This is a genomic window from Pseudomonas sp. RU47 (assembly GCF_004011755.1).
Lineage (GTDB): Bacteria > Pseudomonadota > Gammaproteobacteria > Pseudomonadales > Pseudomonadaceae > Aquipseudomonas.
Genome location: NZ_CP022411.1, coordinates 4,665,352 through 4,686,727, shown reverse-complemented (window position 1 = coordinate 4,686,727; position 21,376 = coordinate 4,665,352). Strand labels below are relative to the sequence as shown.

17 protein-coding genes are annotated in these 21,376 nt (G+C 60.0%); 6 read left to right on the top strand and 11 right to left on the bottom strand.

The window, feature by feature from the left end; translation table 11 throughout:
* Nucleotides 1-52: 52 nt before the first annotated feature.
* Nucleotides 53-1,264, bottom strand: coding sequence for a pyridoxal phosphate-dependent aminotransferase (locus tag CCX46_RS21280; protein WP_007908620.1), 1,212 nt, complete (start codon nucleotides 1,262-1,264; stop codon nucleotides 53-55).
* A 224-nt stretch (nucleotides 1,265-1,488) separates the two neighbouring features.
* Between CCX46_RS21280 and msrB the strand changes: the two genes are divergently transcribed.
* The 3 genes from msrB to CCX46_RS21265 all read left to right on the top strand — a co-directional run bounded on the left by msrB (nucleotide 1,489) and on the right by CCX46_RS21265 (nucleotide 2,937).
* Nucleotides 1,489-1,884: a peptide-methionine (R)-S-oxide reductase MsrB gene (gene msrB / locus CCX46_RS21275; RefSeq protein WP_127929230.1), complete on the top strand. Its 396-nt coding sequence runs from the start codon at nucleotides 1,489-1,491 to the stop codon at nucleotides 1,882-1,884.
* A gap of 109 nt (nucleotides 1,885-1,993) precedes the next feature.
* On the top strand, nucleotides 1,994-2,479 hold the full coding sequence (locus tag CCX46_RS21270; protein ID WP_127929229.1) for a glutathione peroxidase: 486 nt from the start codon (nucleotides 1,994-1,996) through the stop codon (nucleotides 2,477-2,479).
* On the top strand, nucleotides 2,476-2,937 hold the full coding sequence (locus CCX46_RS21265) for a MarR family winged helix-turn-helix transcriptional regulator (protein WP_127929228.1): 462 nt from the start codon (nucleotides 2,476-2,478) through the stop codon (nucleotides 2,935-2,937). Before CCX46_RS21270 ends, CCX46_RS21265 begins: the two co-directional genes overlap by 4 nt.
* Here CCX46_RS21265 and CCX46_RS21260 read toward each other — a convergent pair.
* Nucleotides 2,921-5,242: a hybrid sensor histidine kinase/response regulator gene (locus CCX46_RS21260; protein WP_127929227.1), complete on the bottom strand. Its 2,322-nt coding sequence runs from the start codon at nucleotides 5,240-5,242 to the stop codon at nucleotides 2,921-2,923. The two genes, CCX46_RS21265 and CCX46_RS21260, sit on opposite strands and share 17 nt — an antisense overlap.
* Nucleotides 5,243-5,408: 166 nt before the next feature.
* Between CCX46_RS21260 and CCX46_RS21255 the strand changes: the two genes are divergently transcribed.
* Nucleotides 5,409-6,299, top strand: coding sequence for an ATP-binding protein (locus tag CCX46_RS21255; protein ID WP_007908631.1), 891 nt, complete (start codon nucleotides 5,409-5,411; stop codon nucleotides 6,297-6,299).
* On the top strand, nucleotides 6,296-6,778 hold the full coding sequence (locus CCX46_RS21250; RefSeq protein ID WP_127929226.1) for a GAF domain-containing protein: 483 nt from the start codon (nucleotides 6,296-6,298) through the stop codon (nucleotides 6,776-6,778). The genes CCX46_RS21255 and CCX46_RS21250 overlap by 4 nt, the downstream gene beginning before the upstream one ends.
* Here CCX46_RS21250 and CCX46_RS21245 read toward each other — a convergent pair whose 3' ends face one another.
* The 8 genes from CCX46_RS21245 to CCX46_RS21210 form a co-directional block, all read right to left on the bottom strand.
* Nucleotides 6,779-9,724, bottom strand: coding sequence for an HD domain-containing phosphohydrolase (locus CCX46_RS21245; RefSeq protein ID WP_127929225.1), 2,946 nt, complete (start codon nucleotides 9,722-9,724; stop codon nucleotides 6,779-6,781).
* 47 nt (nucleotides 9,725-9,771) lie between these two features.
* On the bottom strand, nucleotides 9,772-13,416 hold the full coding sequence (locus CCX46_RS21240; RefSeq protein ID WP_127929224.1) for a transporter substrate-binding domain-containing protein: 3,645 nt from the start codon (nucleotides 13,414-13,416) through the stop codon (nucleotides 9,772-9,774).
* 8 nt (nucleotides 13,417-13,424) lie between these two features.
* The gene (locus tag CCX46_RS21235) at nucleotides 13,425-14,051 is read right to left on the bottom strand and encodes a response regulator transcription factor (RefSeq protein ID WP_007908640.1); all 627 of its coding nucleotides are present in this window, start codon (nucleotides 14,049-14,051) and stop codon (nucleotides 13,425-13,427) included.
* A gap of 314 nt (nucleotides 14,052-14,365) precedes the next feature.
* A complete protein-coding gene (locus CCX46_RS21230; protein WP_127929223.1) occupies nucleotides 14,366-15,694 on the bottom strand; it encodes a deoxyguanosinetriphosphate triphosphohydrolase in 1,329 nt (442 codons plus the stop codon).
* A gap of 76 nt (nucleotides 15,695-15,770) precedes the next feature.
* The gene (locus tag CCX46_RS21225; RefSeq protein WP_127929222.1) at nucleotides 15,771-16,934 is read right to left on the bottom strand and encodes an EAL domain-containing protein; all 1,164 of its coding nucleotides are present in this window, start codon (nucleotides 16,932-16,934) and stop codon (nucleotides 15,771-15,773) included.
* 124 nt (nucleotides 16,935-17,058) lie between these two features.
* Entirely contained in the window at nucleotides 17,059-17,397 is a 339-nt protein-coding gene (locus tag CCX46_RS21220; protein WP_127929221.1) for a hypothetical protein, read from the bottom strand.
* Nucleotides 17,394-17,780, bottom strand: a complete 387-nt coding sequence (locus CCX46_RS21215; RefSeq protein WP_016985474.1) for a phage holin family protein — start codon at nucleotides 17,778-17,780, stop codon at nucleotides 17,394-17,396. The genes CCX46_RS21220 and CCX46_RS21215 overlap by 4 nt, the downstream gene beginning before the upstream one ends.
* A gap of 2 nt (nucleotides 17,781-17,782) precedes the next feature.
* Complete coding sequence (locus CCX46_RS21210; RefSeq protein WP_007908653.1) at nucleotides 17,783-18,097, bottom strand: DUF883 family protein; 315 nt, start codon at nucleotides 18,095-18,097, stop codon at nucleotides 17,783-17,785.
* 305 nt (nucleotides 18,098-18,402) lie between these two features.
* On the opposite strand from CCX46_RS21210, the gene CCX46_RS21205 reads away from it, so the two are divergent.
* Entirely contained in the window at nucleotides 18,403-19,611 is a 1,209-nt protein-coding gene (locus CCX46_RS21205) for an ammonium transporter (RefSeq protein WP_016985472.1), read from the top strand.
* On the opposite strand, the gene CCX46_RS21200 is transcribed toward CCX46_RS21205, so the two are convergent.
* Nucleotides 19,608-21,320: a cation:proton antiporter gene (locus CCX46_RS21200; RefSeq protein WP_127929220.1), complete on the bottom strand. Its 1,713-nt coding sequence runs from the start codon at nucleotides 21,318-21,320 to the stop codon at nucleotides 19,608-19,610. The two genes, CCX46_RS21205 and CCX46_RS21200, sit on opposite strands and share 4 nt — an antisense overlap.
* Nucleotides 21,321-21,376: the final 56 nt, after the last annotated feature.

Here is a 21,376-nt window from a genome sequence, read left to right as displayed (position 1 = left end):
GTTGCTGAATCAGACAGTGCGCAACGTTTGGCCGTTGCGCACTGCTGGCCAGTTACTGGCGGTACGACTTGAGGAAGTTGCCGATGCGGCCGATGGCCATTTCCAGATCGTCGACGCGGGGCAGGGTGACCACGCGGAAGTGATCCGGCCACGGCCAGTTGAACGCCGTGCCCTGCACCACCAGCAGCTTCTCGGACAGCAACAGGTCGAGGACGAATTTTTCGTCGTTGTGGATCGGGCAGACCTTCGGGTCGATCTTCGGGAACGCATACAGCGCACCCATCGGCTTGACGCAGCTCACACCCGGAATGTCGTTGAGCAGCTCCCAGGTGCGGTTGCGCTGTTCGAGCAGGCGACCCTGTGGCAGCACCAGATCATTGATGCTCTGGTAGCCGCCGAGCGCGGTCTGGATCGCATGCTGGCTCGGCACGTTGGCGCACAGGCGCATGTTGGCCAGCATGTCGATGCCTTCGATATAGCTCTGCGCGTTGTGTTTCGGCCCGGAGATGGCGATCCAGCCGGAGCGGAAACCCGCTACGCGGTAGGACTTCGACAGACCGTTGAACGTCAGGCAGAGCAGGTCCGGCGCCAGGGAGGCGGTGCAGATGTGCACGGCATCGTCATACAGAATCTTGTCGTAGATCTCGTCGGAGAACACCACCAGGTTGTGCGCACGCGCGATTTCCAGCATGCCCAGCAGCACTTCCTTCGAATACACCGCGCCGGTCGGGTTGTTCGGGTTGATGATCACCATGGCTTTGGTGTTCGGGGTGATCTTGGCCTTGATGTCGGCCAGATCCGGGAACCAGTCGGCGCCTTCGTCGCACAGGTAATGCACGGCGTTACCGCCAGCGAGGCTGACGGCGGCAGTCCACAGCGGATAGTCCGGAGCCGGCACCAGCACTTCGTCGCCGTTGTTGAGCAGCGCCTGGAGCGACATCACGATCAGTTCGGAAACGCCGTTGCCCAGATAGATGTCTTCGATGCCGACACCTTCGACATTCTTCTGCTGGTAGTACTGCATCACCGCTTTACGCGCGCTGAACAGACCTTTGGAGTCACTGTAGCCTTGCGCGGTCGGCAGGTTGCGGATCACATCCTGAAGGATTTCGTCCGGGGCTTCGAAACCAAACGGCGCCGGGTTGCCGATGTTCAGCTTGAGGATGCGCTGGCCTTCCTCTTCCAGTCGTTTGGCGTGCTTGAGCACCGGGCCGCGAATGTCGTAGCAGACGTTGGCGAGCTTGTTCGATTTGCTGAACTGCATGGCGATGTGATCCCGAAAATGAACGATCCAGGCGGCGGATGGACAACCGTGCTGGGATTCCTGCGTCTTCACACAGGCGGACGTCTTGAGCCGTGGCTCCCATAATCCGTTTGAATGCGCCCGGTCTGGCTGCCAGACTGGTGCGTGACGAGGCGCAATCATACGTGCCGCCCGATCCGTGGAAAAGGTACAGATCGGGCTTTTTCAGCCGCTGAGGTGTGATGATGGAAAAGTTGGAAAAAACCCTGGAAGAATGGAAAGCCATGCTCGATCCGCAGCAGTACGAGGTTTGCCGCCTCAGTGCGACCGAGCGCCCGTTCTCCGGCAAATACAACGACACCAAGACCGACGGTGTCTACCACTGCGTTTGCTGCAACGAAGCGCTGTTCGACTCCAAGACCAAATTCGATTCCGGTTGCGGCTGGCCGAGCTTCTACGCGCCGATCGGCGAAAGCGCGATGACTGAAATCCGTGATACCACGCACGGCATGATCCGCACGGAAGTGAAGTGCGCGCGCTGCGATGCGCATCTGGGTCACGTGTTTCCCGATGGCCCGCCGCCGACGGGCCTGCGTTATTGCATCAACTCGGTGTGTCTGGACCTCGAACCGCGCGCTTAAACGATTGAAGGCGACCTTCGGGTCGCCTTGTTATTCGATAATTAAATTGCACACAATTTAATTGCTCGCTATGTTTGGCCTTTCCTGACTGTCTGCGGAGCCCAGTGCCATGAGCGACAACCTGCTGAACATTCCTTGCACCACGATCAAAGGTGAGCAAAAGACCCTGGCTGATTTCGCCGGCAAAGCGGTTCTGGTGGTCAACACTGCGAGCAAGTGCGGCTTCACCCCGCAATACAAAGGCCTCGAAGAACTGTGGCAGACCTACAAGGATCAGGGCCTGGTGGTCCTGGGCTTCCCCTGCAATCAGTTCGGCAAGCAGGAGCCGGGCAATGAGGGGGCGATCAGCGAATTCTGCGAGTTGAACTTCGGTGTCAGCTTCCCGCTGTTCAAGAAGATCGAAGTCAACGGTGCCGGCGCTCATCCATTGTTCGTACAGTTGAAGAAACGTGCGCCGGGCGTACTGGGTTCCCAAGGCATCAAGTGGAATTTCACCAAGTTCCTCATCGGCAAGGACGGCCAACTGGTCAAGCGCTTCGCCCCGGCGACCAAGCCGCAGGACCTGAGCCGCGAGATCGAAGCCCTGCTCGAATGAACAGCCTGCCGGTCGATTCGCTGAAGCTCGACAGCCAGTTGTGCTTCAAGTTGTACGCCGCCTCCCGGGCGGTGATTCGGGCCTACAAGCCGATGCTCGATCAGCTGGGTCTGACCTACCCGCAATATCTGGCGATGCTGGTGTTGTGGGAATGGCAGGACGCCGCGCCGGAGCAACCGACCGTCAAGGCCTTGGGCGAGCGTCTGGCGCTGGACTCGGGCACGCTGACGCCGTTGCTCAAACGCCTGGAGCAGTTGCAATGGGTGCAGCGCCAGCGTTCGACGCGCGACGAACGGGAAGTCCATCTGAGTCTGACGCCCGCCGGGCAAGCCTTGCGCGAGCAGGTCGGGCCGCTCAAGGCCCGACTGCTGTGCGACAGCGGGGTGGATCTGGACCGCCTCAATGACCTGCGCAACGGTCTCGATCATTTGCTGGGGCAGATCAAAGCGCTGTCGTAGTCGGGATCCACTGGTCGAGCAGTGCCGCCAGTTCTTCTCGGCGGAACGGCTTGGCCAGATAGTCGCTCATGCCTGCCGCGCGGCAGCGTTCGCGTTCTTCGGACATCGCGTTGGCGGTCAGAGCGACGATGGGCAGGTGCGGCCAGCGCCCGCTCTGACGGATCTGCCGGCTGGCTTCGTAGCCATCCATCACGGGCATGTTGCAGTCCATCAGCACCAGATCGAATTCGTGATACTCCAGTTGATCCAGCGCTTCGGCACCATGGGCGGCGACGATGACCTCGCAGCCCAGTTTGCCGAGCATGCCTTTGGCCACCAGTTGATTGACCGGGTTGTCCTCCACCAGCAACACCCGCCCGCGGCGCACCGAGGGAGAGGTTTCGAGCTGAGCATCGTTGATTGCAACCACGTCCGGTTGCAGGGTGCGCCGCAGGTTCTGGTAGAGCGCATTGCGCGCCAACGGTCGCGCCTGTTGTTGCAGTGGTGCGAGCGCGGCCGCTTCTTCGCTCGGCAGGAAACTGCCGTAGGCGGTCACCAGCAAAATCGGCGCACCGAGCGTCGGGCGCAGGCCGAACAGGCACTCCGGGCAATCGGTGATCACCACATCCGGGGTCAGGCCCAGCAGCGAGTCATCAATGGTGCGCTGTTCATACGCAAGTCCCCAGACCGGTAGCAGACTCTGCAACAGCTCCGCCAGACCACTGCTCGCTGCGGTGATGGCGAGTATCTTGCCGTGCAGCGGCGCCGGTGCCAGTGCGCGCGTATGGCAGGGCAGTGGCAACTCGGCACAGAACTGACTGCCGAAACCGGTCTCGGAGCTGATGGTCAGGCGGCCCTGCATGGCCTCGCAGAGGTTGTAGGTCAGCGCCAGTCCCAGCCCTGTGCCGCCATACTGACGGGTGATCCCGGCGCCCGCCTGGGTGAACGGCTGGAAGATTTTCAGCTGCGCGTCCTGGGCGATACCGATGCCGGTGTCGCAGACCTCGATGCGCACGCCATCCCTGGAGGTCGACAAGCGCACATCCACCCGGCCGAACCGGGTGAATTTCAGTGCGTTGGACAGCAGGTTGCTGACGATCTGCCGAACCCGGGTCGGATCGCCCAATACCAGGGCCGGGAAGTGAGGGTCGATCAGGCAGGTCAGCTCGACGCTCGGCGCGGCATTCTGCGAGAGCAGATTGGCGGTGTCTTCGATCAATGAGCCGAGGTCGAACGGGATGTGCTCGAGCTCCAGTTGCCCGGCATCGAATTTCGACAGGTCGAGAATATCGTTGAGCAACTCGACCAGCACCTTGCCCGAATCGTGGGCGATCGACAGCTGTTGCTGCTGCTCGGCATTCAGCGGGCCGTCGAGTGACAGCGCGATCATCCCCAGCAGGCCGTTGAGCGGCGTGCGGATCTCATGGCTCATGTTGGCGAGGAAGGCCGAGCGGGCCTCGGCCATTTCCAGGGCGGTGCTGCGAGCGACTTCGAGTTCCTGATTGGACTGGCTGAGCCGCGTATTGATCGCCTTGAGTTCGGCGGTACGCGCCGAGACGATGTTTTCCAGTTGTCCGAGATAGTCCGTCAGGCGGTTTTCGGCGTTGCGCCGCTGCTGGATCTCGGTGGCAATGTTCTCGAATTGCTGATTGGCGACTTTGACCAGCACGCCGATTTCATCGTTGGCATGGCCGGACGGACATTCCAGCGTGGTCGGTTCGGCACTGCGCGGGTCGCGTCCACTGAGCTCGCGGATCACCCGCACCAGCGGTTTGGTCAGCATCACGTAGAACAGCGCCAGCAGGAGGCCGGTCAGAATCAGGCTGCGGGCGAAGCCATTGAGCAAGGTAATCTCGGCCCGACGCAGGAAACGGCTGCCAAAGGCGTAGGTATCGACTTCAAGGCTCAAGACACCCAGCGATTCATTGGGCAGATGATCCAGATACAGACGATCCTCGAACTGGCGCTTGGCACCAAACAGGAAGTCGCTGATCACCCGATAACCGCTTTGCAGTTCCGGGCGTTTTACGCTGGCCAGCACCGTGCTGTTGTTGTCGATCAGTTGCGCAGAAATGATCGCCGGCGAGCGCAACAGCCCCAGGGTCAGTTCCTGCGCCAGCTCGGCGTCAATGTTGTAGGCGATCCGTGACGCCGGGTTATGGCTGATTTCCAGTAAAGACAGGATTTCACGGTTGATAGAGGCGTCTTCACTGGCATAATCGATGCCGATTTGCAGCAGGCTGAGCAGCGTGCCCAGAATGAACCCGACCAGCACGGTAAGCCTGGCTTGCTTGTAAGACAGCCGGTGGGTGAATTTGATATCCATGGGGTGTTGAACCACTTCCGTTTCCCTTCGCTGCTCAAGCATAGTCGATCATGTATGGATACCGAGGTTCCCGAATCGCCTTGTAACAAGGCTTGGTAGGTGAATTCTGATCTGTGTGTCGTCGCTGGATCGTCATCATCACTGTGAACGTGCCCGAGGAGAAGACGTGGATTCCCGATTGAATGCTTTTCTTGAACGCGCCGAGTCGGTTCTGGCGCGGATCGAACCGTTGTTGCCGGCACCTCGGCCGGTGATCGACTGGGGTACTTGTCTGGCAGCGCGCTGGCAGCGCGACGGACGCAGCGGCTACCTGCTGCCACTGGAAGTCAGCCTCGACATGCGCCTGTCCGACCTGATCGGTGTCGACCGTCAATTGGAGCAACTGGGGCGCAATACCCAGCAATTTCTCGATGGCATGCCGGCCAACCATGCGCTGCTCTGGGGCTCGCGCGGTACCGGCAAGTCTTCGCTGGTGCGAGCCTTGCTGGCGGAACACGCCGCCGCGGGCCTGCGCCTGATCGAGATCGAGCGCGATCATCTGGCGGATCTGCCACGAGTGGTCGAGCAGATCGGCAAACTGCCACAACGTTTCGTGCTGTTTTGTGATGACTTGTCGTTCGAATCCGGTGAAGGCGATTACCGTGTTCTCAAAAGCGTGCTCGACGGCTCGCTTGAACAGGCGCCGGACAACGTTTTGCTGTACGCCACTTCCAACCGCCGCCACCTGGTGCCGGAGAAGGAAAGCGACAACGAAAACTGGAAACGCGTCGACGGCGAACTGCACCCCAGCGAAGCCGTTGAAGACAAGATCGCCCTGTCGGACCGTTTCGGTCTGTGGCTGTCGTTCTACCCGTTTACCCAAGAACACTTCCTTAACGTCGTCGAGCACTGGATTGGCCAGTTGGCCGCCAAGGCCGGCCTGAGCTGGCAGCGCGACGAAGAACTGGACATCCTCGCCGTGCGTTGGGCCACCGGCCGCGGTAATCGCAACGGACGTTGCGCGTACCAATTCGCCCGTTACTGGGTGGGACTGAAATTGTTGGAGCACAAGGCATGATTGATTTGCAACAAAGCGGCCAGGGCCTCGAAGGCTATGGCATGTTGGCCGCGCAACTGGAATCGCTGCTGGCGGATGAGCGCGACTTCATTGCCAACGCCGCGCAGTTTTCGGCGTTCCTGTACAACCAGCTCGATGACTTGAACTGGGCGGGTTTTTACCTCAACCGCAACGAAGAGCTGGTGCTGGGCCCGTTCCAGGGCCAGATCGCTTGCGTGCGCATTCCCTTCGGTCGTGGTGTGTGTGGCGCGGCGGCAGCCAGTCGGCAAACCCAGCGCGTTGAAGACGTGCATGCGTTCCCCGGGCATATCGCCTGCGACAGCGCTTCGAACAGTGAGCTGGTCGTGCCGTTGGTCAAGGACGGACGCCTGATCGGTGTACTCGACCTCGACAGCCCGAAACTGGCGCGTTTCGGCGCGCAGGATCAGGCCGGTATCGAACAACTGGCGGCGATTTTCCTGCGTCTGACCGACTGCTGATCACGCGCTGAGGCCAGCCTTGTGCAACAGGCTGGCCGGTTCCACGGCGTCGATCTGCGCTGGATCGAGAAAGCGCACGGCGTACTGCATGTACACACCTTCGCTGATGAACAATCCAAACAGCGGGGCATCGATGTGCGCTTCACGGCACATGGTGGCCATGATCGCCAGTGCTTCACTCAAGGTTTTGGCTTTCTTGTACGGGCGGTCAGCCGCTGTCAGCGCTTCAAAGATATCGGCGATCGCCATCATCCGTGCCGGCAGACTCATTTCTTCGCGTTTCAGGCGTTTCGGATAACCGGTGCCGTCCATTTTTTCATGATGACCGCCGGCGATTTCGGCAATGCTGTCGAGGTGGCCGGGGAAGGGCAGGTGACTGAGCATCATGATGGTCTGGACCATGTGGTGATTGATCACGTAACGCTCTTCGCGGGTCAGGGTGCCACGGCTGATACTCAGGTTGTACAGCTCGCCGCGATTGTATTTGTAGCGCGGCACCTCCAGTTTGAAGCCCCACGGATTGTCTTCGGGAATCAACTCGTTCGGGTCGCGTTCGAGCAAGTGTTCGGGTTTGTCTGCCAATAGCTGTTCACTGACCGGCAAGCTCGGCGCCGGCGTGCGCGACTGACGCCGGTTCTCTTCCCAGGACACACCCAGACGGTCATCGAGGGTACGCATCCAGGTGCGTCGAGCCAGATCATCAAGGCGTTGCAGATCCGCTTCGGCCATGGCCTCACTGCCCAGGTTGCAGCGCGCGACAAACGCGAAGTCGTCGTCGAGCGCCGTCAGTGTCGCATCGCGCAGTTCGGCCAATGCTGTCTCATCACCGCCCAGGGCCCGCGCCTGCCAATAGCTGATCCAGGCATCACGCTTGAGTACTTCGAAGCGGGTGCGGATCTCGTGAATACGGTCGTTGATGGTTTCCAGTTTGGTCGCCTTGTCGACCACGTATTCCGGCGTCGTGACCTTGCCGCAATCGTGCAGCCACGCGGCAATGTGCAAGGCTTCCCACTCGTCTTCGCTGGGTTGATAGGCGCTGAAGGCTGGCGCCTGACTGGCTGCCGCTGCCTGAGCAAGCATCAGCGTCAGCTCTGGCACGCGCTGACAATGTCCGCCGGTATAAGGGCTCTTCGCGTCGATGGCGCCGGCGAGCAATTGAATGAAGGCGTCGAGCAACTGCTTCTGGCGGGCTTGCAGACGCTGGCTCTCGATACTCACCGCCGCCGCGCCGGACACGGCCTGGAGGAACGCGATGCGGTCGGGGCGCAGTTTTTCCAGATCGACTGCCGTGCCGCTGTCGTTCACCAGCAGGATCAGCAGACCGATGGTTTCGTCGTGGCGATTGTGCAGGCGGAGGCCGATCAGATGAACGCGTGGCGATTGCATCGCCAGCAGGACTTTCTGCAGATCGCCGGCCTGATCGACGCCGAAGTTGCTCACCACATTGTTGGCGTTGATCAATTGCTCGAACCACGTCGGGCCCTGGTTGTGTTGCAGATCATGGCCCTCAATGTCGAACGCCTCCAGCGTCCGGGGCGTGCCGTCGATGACCAGTCCGTAAGGCTCCATGCGACTGCTATCGCTTTCACGCAGATAGATCAGCCCCGCCTGCGCCTGAGCAATCTGCACCGTTTCGAACAGCACCCGTTGCAGCAGGGGGGCGAAGCGGGTTTCGGCGCCAAGGGTGTCGGTAATGCGGAAAAAACTCGCCAGGGTGTCTTTCATCCGTGCCATCGACACGCTCAATTGGTCGACTTCAAGCACGGGCGAGCGGCGTGCCAACGGAAAATTGAAATCGAAACTGCGGATGGCGTCGGCTTCCTTGACCAGCGCGTGCAACGGCTTGACCAGAATCCGCGAAATCACCCAGCCCAGGGGCAGGCACAGCAGCAAGGTCGCTAGGGTGATCAGCGCACCTTGCCAGCGCAAGCGGTAGGCATCGACCAAAAGTTCGTCTTCCGGTACCAGTAGCGCCAGTTGCAAACCTTTCGGGCCGCCCTCCTGAATGCTGCTGCGCGCGACGATCCATTGCCGGCCGTCCGCCTGCAGGCGATTGCCGGAATGCGCGCCGGACAACAGCGCGTGCAGGCTCGGACTCAGGTCTGCGGCTTTTGCCAGATGTGCGGTGTTGCCATCGACGATCAGCCGCTGGCTGTCGGGATAGGCCACCGCGTTGCCGTCAGCATCGAACAAAGCAATTTCGGTGGACGCAGTGACGACATGTTTGCTCAGGGCGGCAGACAATGCGACCAGCGTCAGGTCAGCGCCGATCACGGCATGCTCGCCGCTGCGTCGGGCCAGCGTGGTGCCGACATTGTGCGTGGAGAAAAACACGTAAGGTTCGGTGGTGATCTGTTCGTTTTGCTGGCGGGCATCGGTGAACCACGCACGGCTGCGCGGATCGTAGCGGTCTTCGGGGTTGTCTTGACGGCTGATCGGCATCAGTGCCTGATCGAAAAACAGTGACTGTGAGTGCATGGCGCCCTGCGCGTCATGCTCGATGCTCCAAACCTGATATGCCGCCGCTTCAGGGGCCTTGAGCAGTGTTTTCAGCGCGGCGCTGCGCAGCGGGCGCACCATGAAAAAGTCGCCGTTGGCATAACCCAGATACAGCGAGGCCAGATTCGGGTTGTCGGTGAGCGACTGGCTGAACGGCCTGAGCAAAGGCAAGCGTTGTTCAAGGCGCTCGGCCTGAGCGGCGGGGTTGTCCGCCAGCAGGCTCAGCAGATGCCGGATCGGCTGATAGGTGGCGGACATGTCGAGGCGCACGTCCTGTTCGATCCTTTCGAACAGCTTCTCGCTGCTCGAAAGGATGATCTGCGTGGTCTGGCGGTAATTGAACAATCCCAGCACGACCCCGGTGAGCAGCAGCAGGAATGTGAACATGACGCTGATGTGCACGTGCAGCGGGAACCGGCGTTGCTCCGGGCGCAGTGGGCTGGGCATTTCTGGCTCTCCATGATGGTTAACTCACTGCTCAGCGCCAAGCATAGTTAAGGCACGCTCATTGTGCCTCGATCCGACAACGTCAGTTGTTGCTGAAGGGCCTGCTCCAGTTCGAGCATCGCGCGGTTGCTCGCTTCGCAATGGCGGGCGATCTCGGTTGTCGCCTGTGCCTCGGCGCAGGCCTGCTCGAGGGCATCGCAACATTCGATCACGCGCGTGGCCTGAGCAATGCGCGCGGCACCCTTGATCTTGTGCGCGACCACGGCCAGTGCGCCGCGATCATGTTCGGGCGACAGCGCGAGCAATTCCTGGCGGTCGAGGCGGCTGCTTTTAAGTAATTCGGCCAACAGCCGGCGAGCCTGCGCTGGATTACCTCCGGTGAGCATATTCATGTTTTGCAGATTGAATGCCGGTGCCGTCGACGTCGGCGTGATGCCATCGACCCACTGGCTGAGCAGGCTCAGGCTCAGGGGCTTGAACAGACAGTCGTCCATGCCGGCCTGTTTGCAACGCTGGATTTCCTCAGGTTGCGCATTGGCCGTGAAGCCCAGCACGGTGCACGGCGGGCTGCGTGTCTGCAGTTCATGCTGACGAATGGCGCGAGTCAGTTCATAACCATTCATCAAGGGCATGTTGCAGTCGACAATCACCAGATCGAAATGGCCAGCCGTCCACAGTTCCAGGCCACTGCAGCCATTCTCGGCAATGCTGAAGTGATGGCCGAGAAACTCCAGTTGCTGACACATCAGCAAGCGATTGGCCGGGTGGTCATCCACCACCAGCACACGCAGGGGGGAGCAGGATGTCTTGATCGCAGGTTCACTTTTGATCGTATTCACCTGTATCGGCAGTGTTTCCAGGGCCAGTGAGAGGCAGACCTGGGTACCGATGCCCGGCTGACTGCTCAATTGCAGTTGTCCGCCCATCATTTCGCACAGGTTGCGACTGATCACCAGCCCCAGGCCGGCACCGCTTCTGCCTTGTTGACTGCTGTTTTCGGTCTGGGCAAACGGTTCGAACAAGCGTTGCTGATCCTCTGCACTGATACCGACACCGCTGTCCTGCACGGTCAGTTGCAGCAAGGCGCGGGCGGGCGCATCGGTGTTCATGAGATCGAGGGTAATGCGCACATGGCCTTGTTCGGTGAATTTGATCGCATTGCTGACCAGATTCGACAGCACCTGTTTGAAACGCAGAGGGTCCAGATACACATCGACGGCCAGATCCGGCGGATTGAAGATGACTTGCAGGGAAAGATTCTTCTGCCGCGCGAGACCGTCGAAGATTCTCGCCACTGACGTCACGGTGTCGACCAGATTGACCCGTTCCGGGCAAAGACTCAGGCGTCCGGATTCGATCCGCGCGATATCGAGAATGTCACCGATCAACCCCAGCAGATCCTTGGCCGAATGATAGGCCGTGTCGATTGACGAGCGATCCGGATGTTGTTGATCCATGCGTCTGAGCGTCAGCTCGAGCATGCCAATCACGGCATTCATCGGCGTGCGGATTTCATGACTCATGGTCGCCAGAAACGTGCTTTTCGCCCGGTTGGCCTCATCCGCCCGTTCTTTGGCCGTGCGCAGTTCCTCGAACAACTGACGGCGTTCGCTGATGTCGATCCAGCCACCGATGATGCCTTTCACGTCGCCGCTGGAGTCGCGGTACGGCAGGATCCAGTGATAGATGGTCAGGCGCCGGTTACCGATGTGCAGAGGTCGGTCGACGACCATCGGGGTGCCCTCGGCAACGACGCGCTGATAATCGGCCTGAAAGGCCTGGGCTTCGAACGCGTTGCTCAGGGTGCCCTCGATGACGCTTTTGCCAATGACGTCTTCACGCCTGGCATTGAAAGCTTCGAGGTAGCTTTCGTTGCAACTTTGCAGCAGCCCCTGGCGATCACGAACATAAATCGGGTGCGGCGTGCCATCGACCAGTGAACGCATGAATTCGAACTGGTCGTTCAGCGCACGCTCGGCGGCCTGGCGTTGTTTGATCTGGTGGCGCATGTAGGCATTCCAGGCCAGGAGCAACAGCAATAGCAGGCAGGCGCCGAAAATCACTTGATAAAACAGGCGCTGGTAGTTGTGCCAGATGTTTTGAGACGCCGTGGAATAACCGCGCCAGCGGCCATTGATCACGCCCAGTTCATCGGGTGCGATGCTCAGCAATGCCTTGTTGATGATCGAGGTCAGTTCCGTGTTGTCTCGCGCGGTCGCCAGTGAAAAGGCCGCCTGACCGGTGCCGATGGTGGTGGTGATCTGCAGCGCCTGATTAAAGATCCGCGAGGAAATGAAGTAGTTGGCAATCACCAGCGAGTTCACAGCGCCTTCGACGTGGCCTTCAGCGAGCAGCGAGACCGCACTGAAGGTATCCGCCGTTTCGATCAACTGGATGCGCGGGTACTCTCGGCGCAGGTATTCGACCATCGGATTGCCTTGGGCAATCGCCAGTTGTTTGCCTTTCAGCTGGCCCAGATTGGTCGGGCCATCGGCGCTTTTGCGGGTCAGCAGAACGTAAGAGTTTTCCAGGTAGGGGCGACTGAAGTTGAGGGTTTTTTCGCGCTCCGTTGATGGCAGAAGCGCTGCGATCAGATCAGCTTGATGACGGTCTATCTGCTGGATCATTTCCGCGTCGTTGCGGCTGCGACGGATCTCGAAACGCAGGCCGGTACGCAGGCGGACCAGTTCGAGCAGGTCGGCACTGATGCCGCGAAAATTGCCGTCGTTGTCAAAGAATGTCAGGGGCGCGAACGCTTCGTTCACCACCACACTGACAACTGGATGCTGCTTGAGCCACGCTTCTTCGCGCTGGGTCAGTTGCAGTTTCTGGTCGGTGAGCAGCAGATCGCTGCCGGCGCTCCAGCGTTTGGCGATGTTGTCACGCTCACTGGCCGGCACGGCCTTGAGCACGCTGTCGACGATGGCCAGCAGTTGCGGGTTGTTGCGGCGTACGGCAAAGCTGAATCCCTGGGCCTCCTGTTTGCCGAAGTTGGCCATGCGCACGTTGTTCAGGTAGCCCTTGTTGATCATGTAGTGCGTGGAGAGCGTATCGCCGAGAAACACATCGGCCTGATCGAACGCTACGGCATTGATCGCATTCTGGTAGGAGGGGTAGCAGGTGATGAGTGCTTTGGGGTACAGCGCCTTGACTTCGGGCAGCGGCAAATAGTGATAGACCATGCTCAGCCGCAAGCCGGCCAGGCCTTCAGTGAGAGAGCGGGTTTCGTCTTCGCGGGTGACCAGCACAGGTTGGTCAACAGCGTAGGGGGTCGATAACGCAAGGTTGGCGTTGCTCGCTTCGAAGCCGTTCGCGGTACCGAGCAGATCGACCTGGCCGTCGACCAATGCGCGAATGGCCGCACCCCGAGAGGGAAAGCGCTGCACCCTGATCGGCAAACCGGTGGCCTGGCCGAGGAGTCCGGCGTAGTCGGCCGTCAGGCCTTCGTAGTCCTTGCCACTGACCGTCATGTCAAAAGGCGGATAGTCGGGCGCGGAGGTGCCCAGAACCAGTTCGCTACGTGCAAGCAGCCATTGCCGTTGGGACTGTTCGAGCGTGACCTGCACCGGTTCGTTCGCCGACCGGCTCAGCAGCGCATAGTCCGGTGACGTGCCGGGCATGGCGAATACGTTGGTGCTCAGGCAAAGACCTGCACTCAACGCCATTAAATAGTCCTTTAAACGGCTGGGCATGCGGGCTCTCACACGAGTGCGTTTCGTTTGGCCATCTCGATAAGTTCTACAAGGGATTTGGCTTTGAGTTTTTGCATCAGACGTTTTTTGTAGGTGCTGACAGTCTTGTTACTCAGAAACATGCCCTTGGCTATTTCCTTGTTAGTGCGACCTTGGGCAAACAGTTGCAATACCATCAATTCGCGGTCGTTGACGGATTTGAACAGTTCCAGTTCGGCAAAACGAATGTCATCACTGCGAACCGGATTCAATGCCTGACTGGGGAAATAGTTGTAACCGGAAAGTACCGCTTTGATCGCACTGACCAGTTCGCTCAAGTCTTCCTGTTTACACACATAACCCGACGCGCCGGATTGCATGCAGCGAATGCCGAAGAGGGTCGGACACTGTGCCGTCAGAATCAGGATTTTCAGCGGAGAGCCCATGGCATTGAAGCGGGCCAGCACTTCCAGGCCGTCCAGCTTGGGGATGCTCACATCGAGAATGACCAGATCGGGCATGCATTCGCGCACCATTTGCATGGCATCGACCCCGTTATCGGTTTCACCGACGACCTTGTAACCTTCATGCTCCAGCAGCATTCGAACGGCGAGACGGATGACCGGATGATCGTCGACAATAAAAACGGAGTTCATAATCAAATCCCATGCAAGCACGAATAAAGCGCGCACCTTAGCTCAGATGAATGAACGCTCGCATGAAGTGACATGGCTCTAGCCACGTTATCGGATTATTCCTACAACTAATAAGGAAACAGACTACGGTCAAACTAGGTTTGACGTAAGGAAGTGCAGGATTTGAACAGGCTTATAGTTTGACTTCAATGATTTGCAAGTGCTGGCTGTAAATGGTTTTTTATAGCTGTTTAAAGTTGCTGAATCATTGGTTGTCGGCAGTGAGTGCGATGCCTGCGGGCGGCCAATATCAATAGCCGCCCGCGTGCAATGGATCAGTGACTGGAGCGACCGGTCATTTCCAGCGCCATGTCACTGGCGTAGCTGTCGGTCATGCCGGCAATGAAGTCGATCATGCGCAGAAACGAGGTGTGTAACGAACCTTGCGGATCCGGTGCGTTACTGCCCAGCAGATCGAGAATGCGCCGGCTCTTGAACGACGGTGTGCGACCGTTGTGTTGTTCCAGCGCCGCGCCGCAGAACGAGTTGAGCAGGATCTCCAGCGTGGTATAGGCGCCGATCTCATGCAGGGTTTTGCGTTTGTCCTGAAAGATTTTCTTGCGGGCGATGTCCTTGGCATTCAACACGCAACGCTTGGCCGGACCGTGCATGTGTTCGACCAGATCGCCGTGCAGCGTGCCGGCAAGGAGTGCGTCCTGTTGCTCGACAAAGGCTCGCGCGGCGGCGTTGGTCAAATGCTCGATGGCCTTGCCGCGCAGAATCGCCAGTTTGCGTCGACGCGAATCCTGCGGGCCGAGCTGACGATAGGTTTCCGGCAGATCATCGCCCACCAGCCCGAGCAGCAGCGATTCGACTTCGGCATAGTCCAGCAGCTCCATTTCGAGGCCGTCTTCGAGGTCGATCAGCGCGTAGCAGATGTCATCGGCGGCTTCCATCAGGTACACCAGCGGGTGGCGCGCCCAGCGTTGATCCTCGATTTGCGGCAGGCCCAGTTTGTGGGCGATCTGCTCAAGCAGCGGCAGCTCGCTCTGATAGCAGCCGAATTTGTGTTTCTTGTAGCCCAGAGAGTCGGCGTGGCGCGCGGTCCACGGGTACTTCAGGTAGGTGCCGAGGGTGGCGTAGGTCAGCCGCGTGCCGCCGTCGAACTGGTGGTATTCGAGCTGAGTCAGTACGCGAAAGCCTTGGGCATTGCCTTCGAAATTGAGAAAGTCAGCGCGCTCGGCTTCGCTCATGCCGTCGAGCCAGCCACGGCCGGCCGCCTGCTGGAACCAGTGGCGGATGGCATCTTCACCGGAATGGCCGAACGGCGGATTGCCAATGTCGTGGGCCAGACACGCCGACTGCACCACCATGCCGAGGTCGGCCGGGTCGCACCATTCGGGCAGGGCACTGCGCAGGGTTTCGCCCACCCGCATGCCCAGCGAACGGCCAACGCAACTGACTTCCAGCGAGTGGGTCAGGCGCGTGTGAATGTGGTCGTTGCTGGTGACCGGATGCACCTGGGTCTTGCGCCCGAGGCGGCGGAAGGCGCCGGAGAAAATGATGCGGTCATGGTCTTTGTGGAAAGGGCTGCGGCCAAGTTCTTGCGGGCTGTGCAGCGGCTTGCCGAGACGTTCGCGGTTGAGCAGGGTTTGCCAATCCAAGGCTGATTCTCTCCGTCAGGTGACTGGGGGCGTTGGCCCCTAGCTTCCCGGTTCACGCCCGGCCCTGCAAGCGGAACTACAGTCCTGCGGCGTCGATGTCGATCAGCAGCAAACGCTCGCCATTGTCGAAAAACTGTCCGGCCGTCAGGCAGTACTGATTGCTGGTGGCGTCGCGGTACGTATTAGAGAGCGTCAAACGCCGCTCCTCCCAACCTTCGGCGAGCAAATGATAGAAGTACGGACGCCACGACCAGTTGTGCCCCAGATACCGATTGTCGGCGACCCAGCCGTGCTGCCGCCATTCGAGGTTGGGGGTGAGTTGCGTGCCGTGACGATCGCATTGATAAAAGCGCAGCAACCAGGGGAAGGCGTCCAGTTGTGGCAATGCGCTCAAGGGAGCATGTGCCTGAGCCCAGGCTTGCAGGATCGACATCAGCTCAGCGAGTTGCTGACGCATTTGCATCAGCCGACCGCGTTCCGCGAGTTTTTGCCGAACATAACGCTGGCGCAGCTCGGCGAAGCGCTGCACGAACGCATCGGTGGGGAAGAACGCCTCCTGCGCCCGCGCGAACAGGAATCCCTGCACGTAGCGCGAACCGCATTCCAGGGCGAAATTCAATTGCGCTTCGGTCTCGACGCCTTCGGCGATGATCCAGCAGCCGGTCTTTTCGGCCATCTGCGCGAGAGCCTTGACCACGTCGCTGCTCGGCCCGCCCAGGGCTGCGGCCTGGAACAGGCGCATATCGAGTTTAAGAATGTCCGGTTGCAGCGCCAGCACCCGATCCAGTTGCGAGTAGCCGGCGCCAAAGTCATCAATGGCGATTCTTGCGCCTGCCTCGCGGTAACGCGCGACGACTTCTGCCAGGCGTTGACCATTGCCACCCAGTTCGGTGATTTCGAAAACAATACGTTGCGGATCGATGTTGTAGCGTGCCAATTGCTTGAGGCTGGGCAAGGCTTGATCGGCGCGCAGGCGACTGATCCAGCGCGGCGACATGTTCAGACTGAGAAACCAGTCTGCCGGCGCTTCGTGCAAGCGGCTCAAGGCGTTATCGCGGATTTGCCGGTCGAGGCGGCGAAGGGCTACGGCGGGTGTGCGCGGGTCCGCAAACAGTGGCCCGACCGAAGCCAGTTGACCGTCGGCCTGGCGCAGGCGGCCCAATGCTTCGACGCCTGCAATGCGTCCCGTGGCGGTATCGATGAAAGGTTGAAAGCAGGCGAGCGGTTGCCCGTCGATCACGGGGCCTCCTTAGTCGTTCTTGTTCTGGTTGAACCCCGTCGACCGGATAGGCGCACGGGATTGAACCTCCGGATAAAGAGGTTCATCCCGCCGGTATTGCAAGAATGTAGCCAGATGTATCTGTTCAGCGTTTGGGCGAACTCTGCATGACCAGTTTGATCAGCGGCCCGAGGCTGGTGCCAAGCCGGATCAGCCGGCTCAAGCCACCGGCGCCGCCGCTTTTCGCGCCTTTGCCCGTGATAAAGCCCAATAGCGTAACGGCAGCCACGCCCCACAATGGCGCGTGTTTGATGCCGAAACCACCTTGCAGGTTTTGCGACATGCCGCGCATGCGATGCAGAGGCTGCAGCACTTGCCCGGCTTCATGGCGGATTTCCTGGCGATGCATTTCCATGCGCAGGCGGATCAACGCCTTGCGCATTTCCCGACGCGAGCTGTTGTGTGGCAGTTCAGGCAGGCTCATGGCAGCAGGCGCTCCCGGTCGTTGGCCAGCTCTTCGAGCGTGCCGTGGAAAGGTGAGGACTCATCGAAGATCGCCGCCTTCAGGCGCAGCCCGCAGAAGATCGAGGCCAGGGTATAGAAAACGCACAGGCCAATGATCGCGGCCAAGCGGTAAGTGTCCCAGAACACGATCATCACCAATGTCGATAAACCCACCAGCAACAACAGAGCAAAAACCAGGGCCAGGCCGGCGAACAGCAACAGGCTGACGGTACGGGATTTCTGCTCCTGCAATTCGATGCCGAACAATTCGACGTGGCTGTGCAGCAGACCCAGAACGGCGGCGCCCAGGCGTCGTGTGGAAGAGGCGGTGCCCGCAGTCGGGCCGGATTCACCGATCGACATAATCAGCGCCGAGTAGCCAGCAGGCCGATCAGGAAGCCGACACCGGCCGCAATGCCGACGGACTGCCAAGGGTTGGCCGACACGTAATCCTCGGTGGCGGTTACCGCTGCCTGACCGCGGTCGCGCAGGGTTTCTTCGGTCAGTTTCAGGGTTTCGCGGGCGCGCAGCAGGCTGTCGTGGATCTGCTCGCGCAGCTCATCGGCCTGATCGCCGGCCAGGGTGGCGGTGTGCTCGAGCAAGCGTTCGGTGTCGGCGACCAAAGTCTGGAAGTCGTTCATGAGGATTTCTTGAGCAGTCTTTGCCTTGATGCTGGCCATGGGTGGATCTCCGTAAGTGACGTCTGAAGCGTTCGAGTATGAGCCTTGCGCGAAGGTTCAGTACAAATGACTGGTACAACTTTTGCTGTGTCGTGGTGCGTCGCCTGGCCGTTGTGCGCTGTTGCCGGGCGTGCGCCTCGAGAAACCTTATCTCAAACAAGCCCGGTTCGTGTCAGGACATCGACCTCGTGCGCCAAAGCAGTTCGCCGCATCTGCGGATCCGTGACTGCGTGGTCGCAACTTGGTGCATGAAATGTGCGCATGAACCGCTTTGGTGCCTTTTTCGCCTTTAGGTCTGCCTGCTTATGGAAAATCTGCAAAGCGCTGTGGACACCCTGGTTCACAGCTCCAATACCTTGTTCATTCTGATCGGTGCGGTGATGGTGCTGGCAATGCATGCCGGTTTCGCCTTTCTGGAAGTCGGCACGGTCCGTCAGAAAAACCAGGTCAATGCGCTGTCGAAAATTCTCAGTGACTTCGCCGTCTCGACCCTGGCCTATTTCTTTATAGGCTATTGGATCTCCTATGGCGTGACCTTCATGCAACCGGCGGCGGTGCTGAGTGCCGATCACGGTTATGGACTGGTGAAGTTTTTCTTCCTGCTGACGTTTGCCGCTGCGATCCCGGCGATCATTTCCGGCGGCATCGCCGAGCGCGCGCGTTTCGTGCCGCAGTTGTGCGCCACGGCCTTGATTGTCGCGTTCATCTACCCGTTTTTCGAAGGCATGATCTGGAACGGCAACTACGGTCTGCAAGCGTGGCTGACAGCGCAATTTGGTGCCGCTTTTCATGATTTCGCCGGTTCCGTCGTGGTGCACGCCATGGGCGGCTGGCTGGCGCTGGCGGCGGTGCTGTTGCTGGGGCCACGCAATGGTCGTTACCGCGACGGTCGCCTGGTGGCGTTCGCACCGTCGAGCATTCCCTTTCTGGCGCTTGGGTCGTGGATTCTGATTGTCGGCTGGTTCGGCTTCAACGTGATGAGCGCGCAAACGCTGCAAGGGGTCAGCGGTCTGGTGGCGGTCAATTCGTTGATGGCGATGGTCGGCGGCACGATGGCAGCACTGCTTGTCGGGCGCAATGACCCGGGCTTTCTGCACAATGGGCCGTTGGCCGGACTGGTGGCGATCTGTGCCGGCTCCGATCTGATGCATCCGGTCGGTGCGCTGGTGACCGGCGCGATCGCTGGAGCGCTGTTTGTCTGGTGCTTTACCGCTGCGCAGGTGAAATGGCGTATCGATGATGTCCTGGGTGTATGGCCACTGCACGGTTTGTGCGGCGTGTGGGGCGGGATTGCCTGCGGGATTTTCGGCCAGACCGCACTCGGCGGAATTGGCGGCGTCAGCCTGATCAGTCAGTTGATCGGCACTGCGCTCGGCGTCGCGGTGGCGCTGATCGGTGGCTTCGTCGTATACGGCGTGATCAAGGCGCTGCACGGGCTGCGCCTGAGTCAGGAACAAGAGTATTACGGCGCCGATCTGTCGCTGCACAAGATCGGCGCGGTGAGTCAGGACTAGGTTTCGGCATCGTCGCTACCCGGATAAAAACCGTGGAGCAGGCGATAGCGGTCGATGCGTACCTGATCGACTTTTTCCTGCACCTGATGCGCCGGCAAGCCAAGCATGATCAAGGCGTGGGAGGCGAGCATCAGGCTCGACTCCAACAGCTCCGGCACCACTTCGGTGGCGCCGGCGGCTTTCAATTCGGCCCATTGGCTGTCGTCGCGGGTGCGCACCAGAATCGGCACGTGGGCGTTGAGCCGGCGCGCTTCCTTGAGGATGCGCAGGGCAATGTCACTCTGATCCACGGCAACCACGAGCAATCTGGCGCGTAGCAGGCCAACCGCAGTCAGCAGTTCGCCGCGCGACGAGTCGCCGTAATGCACATCGCTTTCTCCGCTGGCGGCTTCCTGGACCCGGACCGGGTCATTGTCCAGCGCAATATAAGGCTGTTTGGCATTGCGCATGAAACGCCCGATGGATTGGCCGACGCGGCCGTAACCACAAATCACCACGTGCTGGTTGAGGTCGGCGTTGAGCGCACTGATCTCTTCGATTTGCGCTTCCTCATTGGGCTTGCGATGCAGCGTCGCCGCGATGCGTGGCGCTGCGCGCAGTAACAGCGGCGTCAGCAGCATCGAGCAAAACGTTGCGGCGAGCAGCAGGTCGCCCAGTGTTTTGGGCATCATGCTGTTTTGCTGCATCTGCGCCATCAGTGCGAAGCAGAACTCGCCACCCTGAGCCAGCGCCAGACCGCTGCGCCACGCCGTTTCGCTGTCACTGCCGCGCCACTTCACCAGCAAGGCCACGACGATGCCTTTGATTACCATCAAACCGACGGTGAGCCCGAGGATCAGCAGGCTGTGACTGACGAACAGTTGCAGGTCGATGAGCATGCCGATGCTGACGAAAAACACCCCGAGCAGGATGTCGCGAAACGGTCGGATGTCCGCCTCGATCTGGTGCCGATAGTGGCTTTCACCGAGCAGCATTCCGGCCAGAAATGCACCGAGGGCAGGGGACAGGCCCAGCAGGTGAGTCAGCCACGCGGTCAACAGCACAATCACCAGCGCCAGCAGTACGAACAACTCTGCCGAGCGTGACGCGGCCACTTCATGAAACAGCCTCGGCAGTAACCAGCGGCTGGCCAGCAGCAGACCGACAAACAGCACCACGGTTTTCGCCAGCGTCAGTGGCAGCGCCCAATACCAGGCTTGCTCGCTGCTGCCGGCGAACACTGGCACCAACGTCAGCAGCAATACCGCGACCACGTCCTGAAACAGCAGAACGCCAACGGCATTCTGCCCATGGCTGCTGAACACCTCGCCGAGGCTGCCCAGCTCTTTGGTCACAATCGCCGTTGATGACAGCGAAAGCCCGGCGCCGAGCAGCAGTGCCGGTGTCGTCGGCATGCCCAGCAGCATCAGTAACAAACCGAGCAGCGCGGTACTGATCAGCACCTGCTGACTACCGAGACGGAACACCACCTGGCGCAAGGCGATCATCTTCGACAGGGAGAACTCCAGTCCCAGTGAAAACAACAGAAACACCACGCCCAGTTCGGCGACATCAGGCAGGTGTTCGCTTTCGTTGACCCAGTCGAAAGCACTCGGCCCGACCAGCAGTCCGACGCACAGATAGCCCAGCACCGGCGGCAAGCGCAGGCGACGGAACAGGGCAATCACCACGAGGGACGAGGCGAGGATGATCAACAGATTGGCAAACACTGGACACTCCGATGTCAGATTCAGGCTTTTCAAGCGTAGAGGCAAAAAGACCGGGA